The sequence below is a fragment of the Bacillus norwichensis genome (assembly GCF_014836955.1).
In the GTDB taxonomy this organism is placed as follows: domain Bacteria; phylum Bacillota; class Bacilli; order Bacillales; family Bacillaceae_C; genus Siminovitchia; species Siminovitchia norwichensis.
This window is the reverse complement of sequence record NZ_JACSPV010000002.1, coordinates 139,915-152,862: the sequence shown is the minus strand read 5'-3', so window position 1 is coordinate 152,862 and position 12,948 is coordinate 139,915. Positions and strand designations below refer to the sequence as shown.

The window sequence follows — 12,948 nt, the reverse complement described above, 5'->3', positions numbered from 1 at the left end:
CCCCCTTTGATTGCCTATTTTATGTAAAACAGGCGTTTGTCCGTTACTCAATTACCTATGGATTAATATGTTATTAATGTAAATGACCATTAATGACTATATAAAAAGGAGGAACATATAGATGAGCTTCGAAGATATGGAATCATCCTTCGGCCATGTAGCGCCGACAACCCATCACCATCACGAGAAAAGCGGTGGCGGTGGCTGTGGCGGCGATGGTGGCTGTGCATTAAATTGTGTTTGTCAAGTAGTCAGAGCTATCAAAGATATTCAGGAACAGGCAGAAGAAGAATGCGAAGCATGCACATCAAACTGCTTTGTTGAGCCTCTTGGTGATTTAGGTGTACGGGGACGAAGACATGCGGATACCCGTGTATTCACTTTGACTCATAAGAACGGTGAGCTTTTTAAAGCTTTGTTCAGAGGACATCATGGCAAATGCATGTCTGTCTTTTTCCGGGTTGAAGAAATCTTTGATAATTGCTGCGCCACTTTAAGGGTCCTTGTACCATTGAAAAAGGATGGAAAGACTGTAGCTGATATTTTTGAAACTCACGGAAAATGTAATTTCTCAGAGCTTTGCGAAGTAAGAGATTGGGGACGCAGCAACAGCTGTGTTACTGTTGACCTTCACTGCTTCTGTGCTGTTCAATGTATCGCAGATGTTGACTTAGAGCTTTGTGACTAATGTTGAAGGGGGCTATTTAAAAAGCCCTCTAAAATGAATCAGTCGAGGAAAACGATTTTTCGTTTTTCTTCGACTGATTTTGCATTTGGGCAGCTACCTTCGCTAAATTCATGACCCTTTTCAATTGTACACCCCTTATGATGGGCATCTTTCACCGCTTATCGTGACGTTTTTAATAACATCAACAAAGAACACGCACTTACTTTTTTTGGAGATACTCTTCATTTTTGGCACTTAAGCGTTAATCCGGATTCCAATCAACTCTTTTTTACCAATCGTGACAAACTCTCCAGAACCTGTCTTCACGACTATATGATTTTGATCGACTGTATGCAGTTTACCAGTGACCCTTTTATCTGATGTTGAAAAGATACAGGAATAAAATTGGGATTTCGATGATAAATGCTGTAGCTTTTCATCAATCGACATAGTGATGAATGGCTTAATTGGGCTAAGTCTGCCTTTTACAGAACTGTTATTTTGAGTTTGAGATCTGAAATAGTCCGCGGCTGAAACTGGAATTTGTTTTTGAGGCTGCTTTTCTTCGGCTTTTTTTTCCATTGAATTGTTCTTATCTTCAAAAATAAAGTCTTCTTCCTCAACATAACTGATATTTCTTTTGACTGTTCTTGCCTTGCCAGCAACGACTGTAGCACTCGGATTCAAATTGAATCGTTGCTCAGCATTTGAAGTATACTGACTCTGCATCTGGCGATTCGGCTCTTTTAAATGAGGCTGCGCAATATATAAAATAGGCTTTAGTGACTTATCTTTTTTTGTCATATGGAAAAACCTCCATCACTGAAACTTTCTTAATAATGTATGCATATCCCCAGCCGACGTTTATCACAAAAATAAAAAAACCACCGTGAGTACACTTCACGGCAGTTTGTTAATAAAAAACTCATCCAAATAGTTTTATGGCAATTGTTTAATTCTTGTTTCAGTTTTAACTCCTATATGATAAAAACCCCTATTAATTGCCCATTATATGATAGCCAGAATCGACATGGATGTTTTCACCTGTAATACCACGTGAAAGATCGCTGAACAAGAATACAGCAGTATCGCCGACTTCTTCCGGAGTAGTTGTTCTACGCAGAGGAGCTTTTTCTTCAATTTCTTTCAAAATACTGTTAAAATCGCTGATTCCTTTTGCAGAAAGTGTACGGATTGGGCCAGCAGAAATTGAGTTTACTCGGATGCCTTGTTTACCAAGATCGCTTGCCAAATACATAACGCTCGCATCAAGTGAAGCTTTAGCCACTCCCATAACGTTATAGTTTGTTACAACTCGCTCTCCGCCAAGATAAGTCATTGTCACAATGCTTCCGCCCTCAGGCATAACATCTAGCTTTTGAACCGCTTTGGCAACAGCAGTCAATGAATAAGCGCTGATGTTATGAGCAAGGAGGAAACCATCCCTTGTAACATTCAAATAGTCCCCATCCAGCTCTTCTTTATTGGCGAACGCGATACAGTGGGCAATCCCATGGATCGGGCCTGCCTGCTCCTTAATTTGACTGAAGCATGCCTCAACATCATCGTCTTTTGTAACATCGCAAGGAAGGACAAGGGATTTTTCTCCTTCCAACGTATCCGCCAAATCACGAACATTTTTCTCAAGACGCTCCCCAGCATATGTAAAAATCAGTTTAGCACCAGCTTTATGTAAAGATCTTGCAATTCCCCATGCGATACTCCGTTTATTTGCAACACCCATAACCACAAAGGTTTTACCAGTTAAAGAAAGCATGCGAATTCCTCCCCATTATTTTTATTACATGTTATTAGCACCTAGTACTAATCATACACGACTGCTTTTTGTTTTGTAAACAGGATTCTTATAACTTTATTCAGCAGAATTCTCCCACTTCTGTAAGTGGTGAAATGAATGCATATTGTTATTCCATTCAGCGAGGGTTCAAACCCAAGCTGCATAAAGTTAAAGCCCCCGGCGGATGCCACAGATTTTCAGAAGAAATTTATTGAGCTTCGATAAAATCTGGGGGCAAATACGCCAAGGCGCATTTGATAATATTACTGTTTAAATTGCAGTTCCCTCGTTAATTCCTCTACATATTCAGCCGATCCAGTTACAATCAAACGATCATTGAGTTGGAGCTCTGTATCTCCGTGGGGGACAATAGAATCCTTCCCCCTAAATATCCTTACAATGATAACATCCCCTGTAAATGGAAATTCCCGTAAAGTCATCTGTCCATATTCTGGATTCATCATTCGGATTTCGTGCAAGGCTGTTTCCTCACTCGTCATGATATGTGCAATATTCGGTGACTCTATCAAAGCTTTCATCAATGCCGTTGTAGAAAGTAATGTTGAAAATCCCTCAATATCCTGCTCCGTTAATGCCTTTGCAAGGTCGGGGCTTTCAATACGGGCAATAACCCTTTCCATGTCGCGCTCTTTGGCAGCGACAGCCAGCGTTGAATTGAGCTCTTCATCTCCTGTTGCAATGAAAAGAATATCCGAATCAAATACTCCCGCTTTTTCTAGCACATCCTCCTCATATCCCGCGACCTCTATGATGTCAAATGTAGAATCCGCAGTCTGAGAATCCGCTTTTTCAAATTTCTTGTGAAAAACAGATGTATCATATTGATTGTGGCTCAATTCCTTTGAAACAGCCAGTGACATTTGATTGGCTCCAACGAATGCCACTTTTACTTTTCTCTTCGCGGCATTTTCTTTTGGGAACCATTTTTTGAACAGGATAGGAGTTAAAATACATGAAATGACAGCCACTAATATGAACGTACCGCTCATCTCTGATGAAATTACATTGATCCGCTCAGCAATTTTAGCTGCAGCTATGACAAGTGATAAAGTGGAAGTCAGTAAAAATGCGGATGCGAGTACGGTATTTTTATCATACCAGCGCCTCAATATTAGCACTGGAAAGAACTTAGATATAAACAAAGCCGCAAGCAAAAACGGAATCAGCAGCAACATGTTTTTATTGCTTAAGAGCGACCATAGATCAAGGTCTACTCCGACCATGACGAAAAATATGGGGATTAAAAACCCATATCCGAAAGAATCAAGCTGACGGATCATATTTTGGTCAGGATTCAAAAGCGAAACAAGCGTTCCTGCGATAAATGCGCCTAATATGTTCTCGGCTCCAACTGATTCAGATAAAGCGACCAGTACGATGATCAACGTAAAAATAGCACGAGTTCCGATCTGCACCGTCCCTTTTGACAAGCTCGCTACAAAATTCCTACTCTTAAAGCGGACACCTATAAAGTAAAAAATAACTCCTGTTGCAAACAGCACAAGTAACAGCCACATATGCCCGCTGCCATCACTTGAAAGAGAAACAAACACAGAAAGCAGAATCATCGTGACAAGATCGGCAATAACAGCGACAAGCAAAATAATCTGGCCAATTCCCGTTTTCATGATACCTGCTTCTTTTAAGGTTGGCACCACCACTCCGAGTGAAATCGTCGAAATGATCAAGGTCATCAGCATCATATTTTCGATAAACCCTGCGAGAACGAAAATGTATGAGAGCAATAATGATAGAACAAATATGCCTGCAAAAATAAAAGTAGACACAGCAAGCCTGTTAGGCTCCAGTTTCCCATTTGAAAGCGCAGCTTTCTTTTGTTTACTGCTAAATGCCGAAAAATCGATTTCTACACCACTTAGGAACATTAAAAAAATAAATCCGAGCGTTGACAGCGTATCAAGCCACATATCGTGCCGGATCACATCGAATCCGCTTTTTCCGATAATTAGACCCATGATAATTTCCGCGACAACGACCGGAATGAAAAATAACCGAAAACGATGGAGAAGAAGCGGTGTGAAAAATGCAACAAGCAATACAATAACTAATGATAATAATGACGATTCAGAGTCCATACGCTTCTTCCTCCATTTTGTGACTGAATTATAAGAAAAGTTCAATGCGTCCATTTGGCGACGTATAATGTTGGTGTGTCTACGTTGCCGAAGTGACGAACTTTGTCGACGATCCTTCAATTGAGATAAAGGAAAACGCCTGCTTGGTCGACGATAGCACTCACAGCAAGACAACACGGCGAAGAATGAAGCTCAAATCGCGGCATTAGTACGTCCCATACGTCAGCAGGCTTAGAACGCGACGTCCTGTCGCTTCGCTTGCATTAGTAGTCCTGTACGTCACTGTTTTGAAATGAAAACGATAAAAATGGTATATTTTCTTTACATAAGAATGGGGACTTTTGCGTTAATGAACAAGATAGCTCATGAATAAAGTAGCAAGTCCAAAATAGATCAAAATTGATGTTAGATCGTTCATTGTTGTTATAAAAGGACCGGATGCTACAGCCGGATCGATTTTCAGCTTATGCATGATAATGGGCACAAGCGTCCCCGCCAAAGTGGCAACAAATAAAGACGCCAGGATAGAAATCCCAACGAGGAAACCAAGAAACAACTCACCTTTCCACAGATAAACAACAATGACGACAAGCAACCCACAGATTGAACCGGTGATTAGACCGGTTCCTCCTTCTCTGAGGACCAATTTCCATCTGCTTTCTTCTTCCAACTCACCCGTAGCAATCCCCCTTACCGCCACCGCAAGGGCCTGTGTACCAGTATTTCCAGCCATTCCAGCAATTAAAGGAATGAATACTGCTAATATAGATACCTGATTTAAGGTGTCTTCAAACCTTCCAATCAAACTGGCTGTAAACATTCCCAAAAAAAGTAATATGATCAGCCAAGGTAGACGCTTTTTTGCTGCAGAAAAGGGGTTTTTATCAGGTGTATCGACGTCCATTACAGCCGCGAGCTTTGAATAATCATCGGATGCCTCTTCGTCGATGACATCAATAATATCATCAACTGTTATGATACCCAATAAATGATTTTGAAAATCAACGACCGGAAGTGCCAACAAGTCGTAGTCACGCATCTGGTTTGCAGCCTCTTCCTGGTCTGCATCCACTGTAATCGAAACTACACGTGAAGACATGATTTCAGAAATCATCGTATCATCATTGCTGATAATTAGATCACGAAGTGATATAACCCCAACAAGACGCCTATCATCATCGATGACAAATACATAGTAAATCGTCTCAGCAGTCGGGGCTTCATTTTTCAAAATATGCATAGCGGAGCGGACTGTCTGATTGGCCGAAATGGCAATATATTCGGTTGTCATGATACTTCCGGCAGTCGACTCTTCGTAGTGGAGGAGATCTTTGATCTCCTGAGCACTTTCTTTATTCATGATAGTCAAATAGCTTGCCGCCTGAAGTTTATCCAGCTTATTTAAAACGTCAACCGCATTATCCGTATACATATGCGACAGCATATCTGTAGCATATTGTGGTACCATTTCCGCCAATATATCTTTGTATTCACTATCCTCAATATCTAAAACCTCAAAAAAGTCCGATACTTCCTTAGGTGATAAATATCGATAAATCTTCAGCCTTTCGTCCGGCTCAATTTTTATATAAAATCTCGCTTGATCATATGGATGTAAATGTAAAAATTCTTCACGAAATTCCATGATGTTATCATCATGAAGGGCTTTAAGAAGCAATTCTTCGTTCAATTGATCTTGTTCTTCTTGATTCATTTCAGCCATCATTTTGTGCCTCCTCTCCGCCTGTCCTTCCTATCCTAACAAATCTTTATGGGCTTGTCGTTATATTTTAGAGGATATTCAAAAAGTCACCAAATAATAAGCGGTAAATCTCTTCATTAGCTGTTTCAGTGCTACTCAAGCTGACATTCCCTGCCATCACCTCTCCTTTGGCAACTTTTTGAATACGCCCTTTTATGTCAAAGTTTGCATGAAACGGAACACATTAATACAATAATATGAAAAGGTTGACCACCAACGAAAATGAGGATATTGGAAAAAGACAGGTGATTGTATTGAAAATTGATATAGTTGGTGATATTCATGGCTGCTTTACGGAGCTGACAAATCTGACACACGAGCTCGGATACAAATGGCAGAATGGAGTTCCTATTCATCCAAAAGGCAGAGTACTGGGTTTTGTAGGTGACCTCACGGACAGAGGGCCCCAATCATTAAACGTGATTCAAACCATCTGGAAGCTCTGGAAATATCACGGTGCTATCTATGTTCCCGGAAATCACTGCAATAAACTTTATCGTTATTTTCTCGGGAGAAATGTTCAGATTACTCATGGTTTAGAAACAACGGTTGCCGAGTTAAACAACCTCACATCTAAGGAAGAGAACCATTACAAAAGAATGTTCATGGAATTATATGAGGGTTCCCCACTCTACCAAACGCTCGATGAGGGAAAACTGCTCATTGCTCACGCAGGCATAAGAGAAGACTATATTGGCAAAATGAACAAAAGTGTAAAGACCTTCGTGCTTTACGGAGACATTACCGGAGAATGCCTCCCCGATGGAAGACCCATAAGGCGGGACTGGGCGAAGAAGTATCACGGCACTCCTTATATCGTTTATGGCCACACTCCAGTAACAGAACCGCGCATTGTTGGAAGGACCATCAATATCGACACTGGTTGCGTATTTGGCGGAAAGCTGACAGCATTCAGATATCCAGAGAAAAAAACAGTATCCGTTCATTCCTCTTTGCCATACATACCGGAAAAATTTACGCAGTTTTCATAGACTGCATTTTTTAATCCGTATAAGTATCCATTTCATGGGTATCTCTTATTCTTTTCCTGAAATTCGCAAAGCTCATTTTCATAAAGAATTATATGTTTTTAATGTCAAGCTCCTCCATAAGCAATTGCATATCCTGCGGCAAAGGAGCGTTAAAAATCAGTTCTTTTTTTGTCAAAGGATGCGAAAAGGCCAGTTCACTGCAATGCAAAGCTTGCCTTTTCATGTTTTCCATCGGCCCGCCGTACAATTCATCCCCCAGGAGAGGATGTCCTATATGAGAAAGATGAACCCTAATTTGATGAGTTCTGCCCGTTTCCAATGTAAGTTTTACATAAACAGCCCCCTTTAATTGCTTCTTCACTTCGTAGAACGTTACAGCTCTTTTCCCGTCCGCCCTTACTTCTCTTTCTATAATGCTTGTCTGCTTCCTGCCGATAGGCGCGTCGATGACGGCATTTTGTTTCTCAAAGCTTCCAGCCGCAACCCCTTCATAGGCTCTATGAATGTTCGACTCCCCCTGCTGAAGACCAAATAAATGATGAGCGTGTCGATGTTTTGCCACCAGCAAAAGCCCCGATGTGTTTCTATCAAGTCTTGTTGCTATATGAACGGCAGATTTCATTCTTCCATGATGCTCATAATAATAGGCCAAAGCATTCGCCACACTTCCCGAGGGATGTTCCCTCGAAGGGATGGTGCTCATATAAGGCGGCTTATTGATGACCAAAATATCCCGATCCTCATAAAGGATGTCAAGTTCAATCTGTTCTTGTTTAAGTTGAGAATTGACCGGCTCCGGAGGAAACGCGATTTCCAGCTTTTCACCTTCATTTAGACAATAACGCACATTCTGTTCTTTACCATTGACACTTATATATCCACCGGCAAATTTTATATCAGTCAAAGCCCGCTTAGAAATATGCTCTTTTGATAGAAAAGTCTTAATATCTTTTCCTGCATCTTCCTTTGATATGACCCACTCAATAAAATAATTAGACATTTTCCTATCCTTCATCCGATATGAACGAATCATGAACCCTTTTCCAAAATGGAAACGGCCTGAAGCGCGCGAATCGTACTTTTTCATCCGCAACTCGAAATTGGATAGATTTTACGTCGCGGTGCATTACAGAAAGATGGTCAATCGTCACATTGAAATCATGAACGTATACAGGTTTGAGCATCAAGGTATGATGTGCTGGCAAAATAAGCGGTGAGCCGACTGTCCTAAACACCCGATTGTTAATAGATGCCATTTCCGCTAATTGAATGGCATGAATTGCAGGATGGATAATAGCTCCGCCTAGTGCTTTATTATAGGCTGTACTTCCCGAGGGAGTAGATACACAAAGACCGTCTCCACGAAAACGTTCAAAATGCTCCCCTCTGATTTCAACATCCATGACAAGTGTTCCGACTGTACTTTTGACAGTCGATTCATTCAATCCAAGGTATTTCGTCTCTTTTCCACCATGCCGGTAACGGATGATCACTTCCAAAAGCGGGTACTCAACGACCTGATAAGGTGTTTTTGCAATGGCAATCACAAGCTTTTCGATTTCATCTGGAAGCCAGTCTGCATAAAACCCTAGATGCCCGGTGTGAACCCCGACAAAAGCCACTTTATCCAATCTCGAGCTGTAGCGGTGAAATGCATAGAGGAGTGTTCCATCTCCACCTACAGAGATCACAATATCGGGTTCTTCCTCGTCATAAATTAGTTCAAAATCCTGTAAATAAGTGATAATTCTTTGCATTAACGAATTAGATGTCGAATCGCCTTTTGAAAGTACCGAAAACCTCATCACGTCCACACTTCCTCCTCAACGGTCATTATTCCCATCGGGAAGCTCATACGCTTCCCTATTCTTTGTAAAATAAACCTGTGCTTCTTGTATTTCATCCTTGATTTGTGACATTTGCTCATCGAGCCTGAAAGCTGCTTCAGCAGCCGCTTGGAGCCTGTCTTTAATTTCGTCGGGTATCTGCCCCTGATATTTATAGTTGAGTGAATGCTCGATTGTAGCCCAGAAATTCATAGCTAGTGTCCGAATTTGGATCTCAACAAGAATTTTCTTTTCCCCATGAATTGTCTGAACCGGATACTCGATTACCACGTGATAGGAACGATAGCCGCTCGGCTTCTTATGAGAAATGTAGTTCCTCTCCTCAACAATTCGAAAATCATTTCTTTTCCTAAGAAGCTCGACGACTGTCTTGATATCGTCGACAAACTGACACATCATTCTAAGCCCTGCAATATCCTGGATTTCAGTCTCCAGTTTATCCAGTGGAATGTTTTTTAGGTTCGCTTTAACCAAAATGCTTGCAACCGGTTTTACCCGTCCGGTCACAAATTCAATTGGTGAGTGGACATGTTCTTCTGCAAATTGTCCCCTCATTCCTTTTAATTTTACTTTCAATTCGTCTACTGCTTGCTTATATGGCGCTAAAAATTGATCCCAATGATTCAAGATACTACTCACCCCTGTGACGTCTGGCGCAAAGTTTAACCAATACTTTTTTTCATAATTTATATACGACCTCATTTTAGCATAAAGTGATCATTCATACATTGAACTATCTGTTTAAAAAAGCGATAATGAAGATATCGTTTCAGAAAGGACGAACAGTTTTGGGCAGAAATATTGAAATTGAATTTAAAAACATGCTAAACAAAGAAAGCTTTATTAAAATTTATCAACATTTCCAACTTAAAGATCATGATTTTTTCACACAAGATAACCATTACTTTGACACATCAGAAGGCTCTCTCGGGAGAAAAAAAGCAGCCCTCAGAATCAGGGAGAAAAACGGACGATTTGAGCTAACGTTAAAATTAATAGTAGAGGCTGGCGTCCTTGAAATCAATCAACCCATTTCCGCTGAACAGGCAAAAGACTTGATTAGTGAAACTGCGTTCCCTGCTGGTGAAGTCAAGGATGAACTCATGCTTTTACATATCCATCCTGAATCTCTCGAATACAAAGGTGTCCTTCAGACTAGCCGGGCTCAGGTTCCTTTTAAAAAGGGACAGTTGATGCTTGATCACAGCATTTATTTTGGCTTAGAGGATTTTGAAATAGAATATGAGTTGGATGAACAGTCAACGGATGGTGAAAATGATTTACTTCAATTGTTAAATGAACTCAACATTCCCAAGGTTCATGCCGATAATAAAATCAAGAGATTTTTTCATGCAAAAAAGGAGGGGAATCATTGAATTCATTAGGTCAAATCAAGGCATTGCTTGAATTGCACTCGCTCCAAAACTTCTCGGAGCAGCCTTCAAATTCAAGTACGCCTGCATCTTCATCATTTGCCAGTCTTCTTCAGGAGTTTGTTCAATCACAGAACACTATTTCTTTTAATGGACAAACCGAAAACGCATTGAATGCCCTTGGACAGGTTTTTCAAAACAACCAAGCTTACATACAGCACTATCTGACAGACAAAGTAAGTACTCCTAACATTCAAGAGACTTCATCTCCGACTGTAATGAAAACGGGAGCTTCGATTGAAAAAATTATAGAACGGGCAGCTGAGACCTATCAACTGCCATCCAAATTAATCAAATCAATCATTCGACATGAATCTAATTTTAATAGCCGTGCCGTAAGCGGAGCTGGGGCTTCCGGATTAATGCAGTTGATGCCTGCTACTGCTCGCGGTCTCGGGGTCACCGATATTATGGATCCGGAGCAAAATGTTATGGCTGGCACAAAGTATTTACGGAGTATGTTAGATAAATACCAAGGCAACATAAAGCTAGCACTTGCAGCTTACAATGCAGGCCCCGGTAATGTAGACAAATACGGAGGCATCCCTCCATTCAAGGAAACTCAAAACTATGTTCGTAAAGTAACAGATACTTATCTCAGCTAAATGTACGAATATCAATCTTTCTTGAATCCCTGTTTGTATAACAGGGATTTTTCAACGTGTCAATACCTCTTTTCCCCCAAAATGCTATTTATTTGTGTTATTTTTAAGCCGTTGATACAATGTACATACTATTTAAGAATAGCGCAAAGTATCTGGCCAGATAAGTGCCACATTTGGGCATCGGCAGACTCAGATGCAATTCATTTCACTTTGCCTGCATTTATATTTTTGTATTCTAACTATTTTCTAAAAAAGGAGCGATTCATATGGTTGAAAAGCGTATGATGCCGTATGACGCAATTGGAGAAGAAAAGCTCTCCTCTCTTGTAGATGCCTTTTATCGCAGGGTAGGAAAACATCCCGACCTGATCCCCATATTCCCAGAAGATCTAACAGAAGTTGCAAGGAAACAAAAACAATTTTTGACGCAATTTCTTGGGGGACCGCCGCTGTATACACAAGAGCATGGCCATCCCATGATGCGGGCACGGCACTTGCCCCATGAAATCACTCCTCTCAGAGCGAAAGCATGGCTAAAGTGCATGAGTGAAGCAATGGATGAAGTCGAGCTTGAACCCTCTTTTCAGGAGTTCTTTTATTCAAGACTTGCCATTACAGCCAATCACATGGTAAATACACCTGATGAAGCACTGGGTGAAGCGCCGTGATGGATTGGAAAACCCAAAGCTTTCTTAAGCTCAAAGACATACGAAATAAACCAATCGAGATATATGTATTTATAGATCCTTTTTGCGAAGAATGCTGGCTCCTGAATCCAATCATTAAAAAGCTGCAACTTCAATATGGTGATTATTTCACACTTAAACATGTGCTATGTGGAGATTTGACCGTGCTGAACAACGGAAACAGAAGGCAGAAAACAAATATGATGGAGCAGGGCACAGTTGTTCCACATTTGGCAGCTATTAGTATTAAAGCTGCAGAATTACAGGGGAAAAGAAATGGCATCCGCTTTTTGAGAAGGCTACAAGAATTGCTTTTTGCTGAACAAGCCAATATTACAGATATCAATACACTAGAAAAATGTGCAAGAAGTGTTGGCTTGGATTGCAAGGAATTTATCCGTGACATCTATTCATCAAGCGCTGCAAGAGCATTTCAATGCGATATAAGGATTTCATCTGAAATGAATGTAACAGAGATGCCGGCAATGGTGTTTTTTAATGAACATATAGAAGATGAAGGATTGAAAATTACCGGACGTTACTCTTATTCCATTTATGTCCAAATTTTAAAAGAAATGATGGATGGATATGCCCATCCAACAAAGATTCCACCATTGGAAAAATATTTATCCGGGCAATCAATCATTTCAACACACGATCTTTCAGTCATCTATGATATACCATACCAGCAAATGGAAAGAAAGTTGAAAAAGCTTCAGCTCCAACGCAAAGTTGAAAAAATCAATTCTGCATATGGCTCTTATTGGAAGTGTCTGCAGTCCTGTTGAAAGGCGAAAAACGCCTTTCTTTTTTTTGTGTGAGCAAAACTAATTATCTCATGGAGCGACGCACAGGATGTGCTACGGCAGGACGTCGCTGAATTGAGCCTGCCGAAACATAGGGTCTGCCAGTGCAGACGAAGTGACAGCTTGTCACGTTCTGAGTCAGCCTTCTGCGTTGACCTTTGAATTGGAGGTGCTAGGATACTGCCTCCCTCGAAAATTTTCTACACTAAACAAGGCCCCTTCGCATTTCTGATTC

At 40.8% G+C, this 12,948-nt stretch carries 13 protein-coding genes; 6 read left to right on the top strand and 7 right to left on the bottom strand.

The window, feature by feature from the left end:
- Positions 1-121: 121 nt before the first annotated feature.
- Positions 122-688 carry a CotY/CotZ family spore coat protein gene (locus H9631_RS02115; protein ID WP_191809595.1) on the top strand — a complete coding sequence of 189 codons (567 nt, stop codon included), beginning with the start codon at positions 122-124 and terminating at the stop codon, positions 686-688.
- Positions 689-922: 234 nt separating this feature from the next.
- Here H9631_RS02115 and H9631_RS02110 read toward each other — a convergent pair whose 3' ends face one another.
- The 4 genes from H9631_RS02110 to mgtE form a co-directional block, all read right to left on the bottom strand.
- The gene (locus H9631_RS02110; RefSeq protein ID WP_191809594.1) at positions 923-1,471 is read right to left on the bottom strand and encodes a CotO family spore coat protein; all 549 of its coding nucleotides are present in this window, start codon (positions 1,469-1,471) and stop codon (positions 923-925) included.
- A gap of 193 nt (positions 1,472-1,664) precedes the next feature.
- On the bottom strand, positions 1,665-2,444 hold the full coding sequence (gene fabI, locus H9631_RS02105; RefSeq protein ID WP_160707111.1) for an enoyl-ACP reductase FabI: 780 nt from the start codon (positions 2,442-2,444) through the stop codon (positions 1,665-1,667).
- A 284-nt stretch (positions 2,445-2,728) separates the two neighbouring features.
- On the bottom strand, positions 2,729-4,582 hold the full coding sequence (locus tag H9631_RS02100; protein WP_191809593.1) for a monovalent cation:proton antiporter family protein: 1,854 nt from the start codon (positions 4,580-4,582) through the stop codon (positions 2,729-2,731).
- 346 nt (positions 4,583-4,928) lie between these two features.
- Complete coding sequence (gene mgtE, locus H9631_RS02095; protein ID WP_404801704.1) at positions 4,929-6,305, bottom strand: magnesium transporter; 1,377 nt, start codon at positions 6,303-6,305, stop codon at positions 4,929-4,931.
- 293 nt (positions 6,306-6,598) lie between these two features.
- Here mgtE and prpE point away from each other — a divergent pair, with 293 nt between their 5' ends.
- Complete coding sequence (gene prpE, locus H9631_RS02090) at positions 6,599-7,336, top strand: bis(5'-nucleosyl)-tetraphosphatase PrpE (RefSeq protein ID WP_191809591.1); 738 nt, start codon at positions 6,599-6,601, stop codon at positions 7,334-7,336.
- A gap of 88 nt (positions 7,337-7,424) precedes the next feature.
- On the opposite strand, the gene H9631_RS02085 is transcribed toward prpE, so the two are convergent.
- The 3 genes from H9631_RS02085 to H9631_RS02075 are packed head-to-tail and all read right to left on the bottom strand — an operon-like array spanning position 7,425 to position 9,810.
- The gene (locus tag H9631_RS02085; RefSeq protein ID WP_191809590.1) at positions 7,425-8,336 is read right to left on the bottom strand and encodes an RluA family pseudouridine synthase; all 912 of its coding nucleotides are present in this window, start codon (positions 8,334-8,336) and stop codon (positions 7,425-7,427) included.
- Between the two features lie 4 nt (positions 8,337-8,340).
- Positions 8,341-9,141 (bottom strand): NAD kinase, encoded by an 801-nt coding sequence (locus H9631_RS02080; protein ID WP_191809656.1) that lies wholly within the window; start codon positions 9,139-9,141, stop codon positions 8,341-8,343.
- An 18-nt stretch (positions 9,142-9,159) separates the two neighbouring features.
- A complete protein-coding gene (locus H9631_RS02075) occupies positions 9,160-9,810 on the bottom strand; it encodes a GTP pyrophosphokinase (RefSeq protein WP_120116458.1) in 651 nt (216 codons plus the stop codon).
- Between the two features lie 161 nt (positions 9,811-9,971).
- Between H9631_RS02075 and H9631_RS02070 the strand changes: the two genes are divergently transcribed.
- The 4 genes from H9631_RS02070 to H9631_RS02055 all read left to right on the top strand — a co-directional run bounded on the left by H9631_RS02070 (position 9,972) and on the right by H9631_RS02055 (position 12,695).
- A complete protein-coding gene (locus H9631_RS02070) occupies positions 9,972-10,559 on the top strand; it encodes a CYTH domain-containing protein (protein ID WP_191809589.1) in 588 nt (195 codons plus the stop codon).
- Positions 10,556-11,221, top strand: a complete 666-nt coding sequence (locus H9631_RS22250) for a lytic transglycosylase domain-containing protein (protein WP_225220796.1) — start codon at positions 10,556-10,558, stop codon at positions 11,219-11,221. Before H9631_RS02070 ends, H9631_RS22250 begins: the two co-directional genes overlap by 4 nt.
- A gap of 266 nt (positions 11,222-11,487) precedes the next feature.
- The gene (locus tag H9631_RS02060) at positions 11,488-11,889 is read left to right on the top strand and encodes a globin domain-containing protein (protein WP_191809588.1); all 402 of its coding nucleotides are present in this window, start codon (positions 11,488-11,490) and stop codon (positions 11,887-11,889) included.
- The gene (locus H9631_RS02055) at positions 11,889-12,695 is read left to right on the top strand and encodes a ClpXP adapter SpxH family protein (protein ID WP_191809587.1); all 807 of its coding nucleotides are present in this window, start codon (positions 11,889-11,891) and stop codon (positions 12,693-12,695) included. The genes H9631_RS02060 and H9631_RS02055 overlap by 1 nt, the downstream gene beginning before the upstream one ends.
- The last annotated feature ends 253 nt before the right edge of the window (positions 12,696-12,948 follow it).

Excerpts from the sequence above, each read along its gene's own strand:
- H9631_RS02100 (WP_191809593.1), bottom strand. The coding sequence starts at position 4,582 with ATGGACTCTGAATCGTCATTATTATCATTAGTTATTGTATTGCTTGTT.
- fabI (WP_160707111.1), bottom strand. The coding sequence starts at position 2,444 with ATGCTTTCTTTAACTGGTAAAACCTTTGTGGTTATGGGTGTTGCAAAT.
- mgtE (WP_404801704.1), bottom strand. The coding sequence starts at position 6,305 with ATGGCTGAAATGAATCAAGAAGAACAAGATCAATTGAACGAAGAATTG.
- H9631_RS02080 (WP_191809656.1), bottom strand. The coding sequence starts at position 9,141 with ATGAGGTTTTCGGTACTTTCAAAAGGCGATTCGACATCTAATTCGTTA.
- H9631_RS02060 (WP_191809588.1), top strand. The coding sequence starts at position 11,488 with ATGGTTGAAAAGCGTATGATGCCGTATGACGCAATTGGAGAAGAAAAG.
- H9631_RS02055 (WP_191809587.1), top strand. The coding sequence starts at position 11,889 with ATGGATTGGAAAACCCAAAGCTTTCTTAAGCTCAAAGACATACGAAAT.
- H9631_RS02085 (WP_191809590.1), bottom strand. The coding sequence starts at position 8,336 with ATGTCTAATTATTTTATTGAGTGGGTCATATCAAAGGAAGATGCAGGA.
- H9631_RS02110 (WP_191809594.1), bottom strand. The coding sequence starts at position 1,471 with ATGACAAAAAAAGATAAGTCACTAAAGCCTATTTTATATATTGCGCAG.
- H9631_RS02115 (WP_191809595.1), top strand. The coding sequence starts at position 122 with ATGAGCTTCGAAGATATGGAATCATCCTTCGGCCATGTAGCGCCGACA.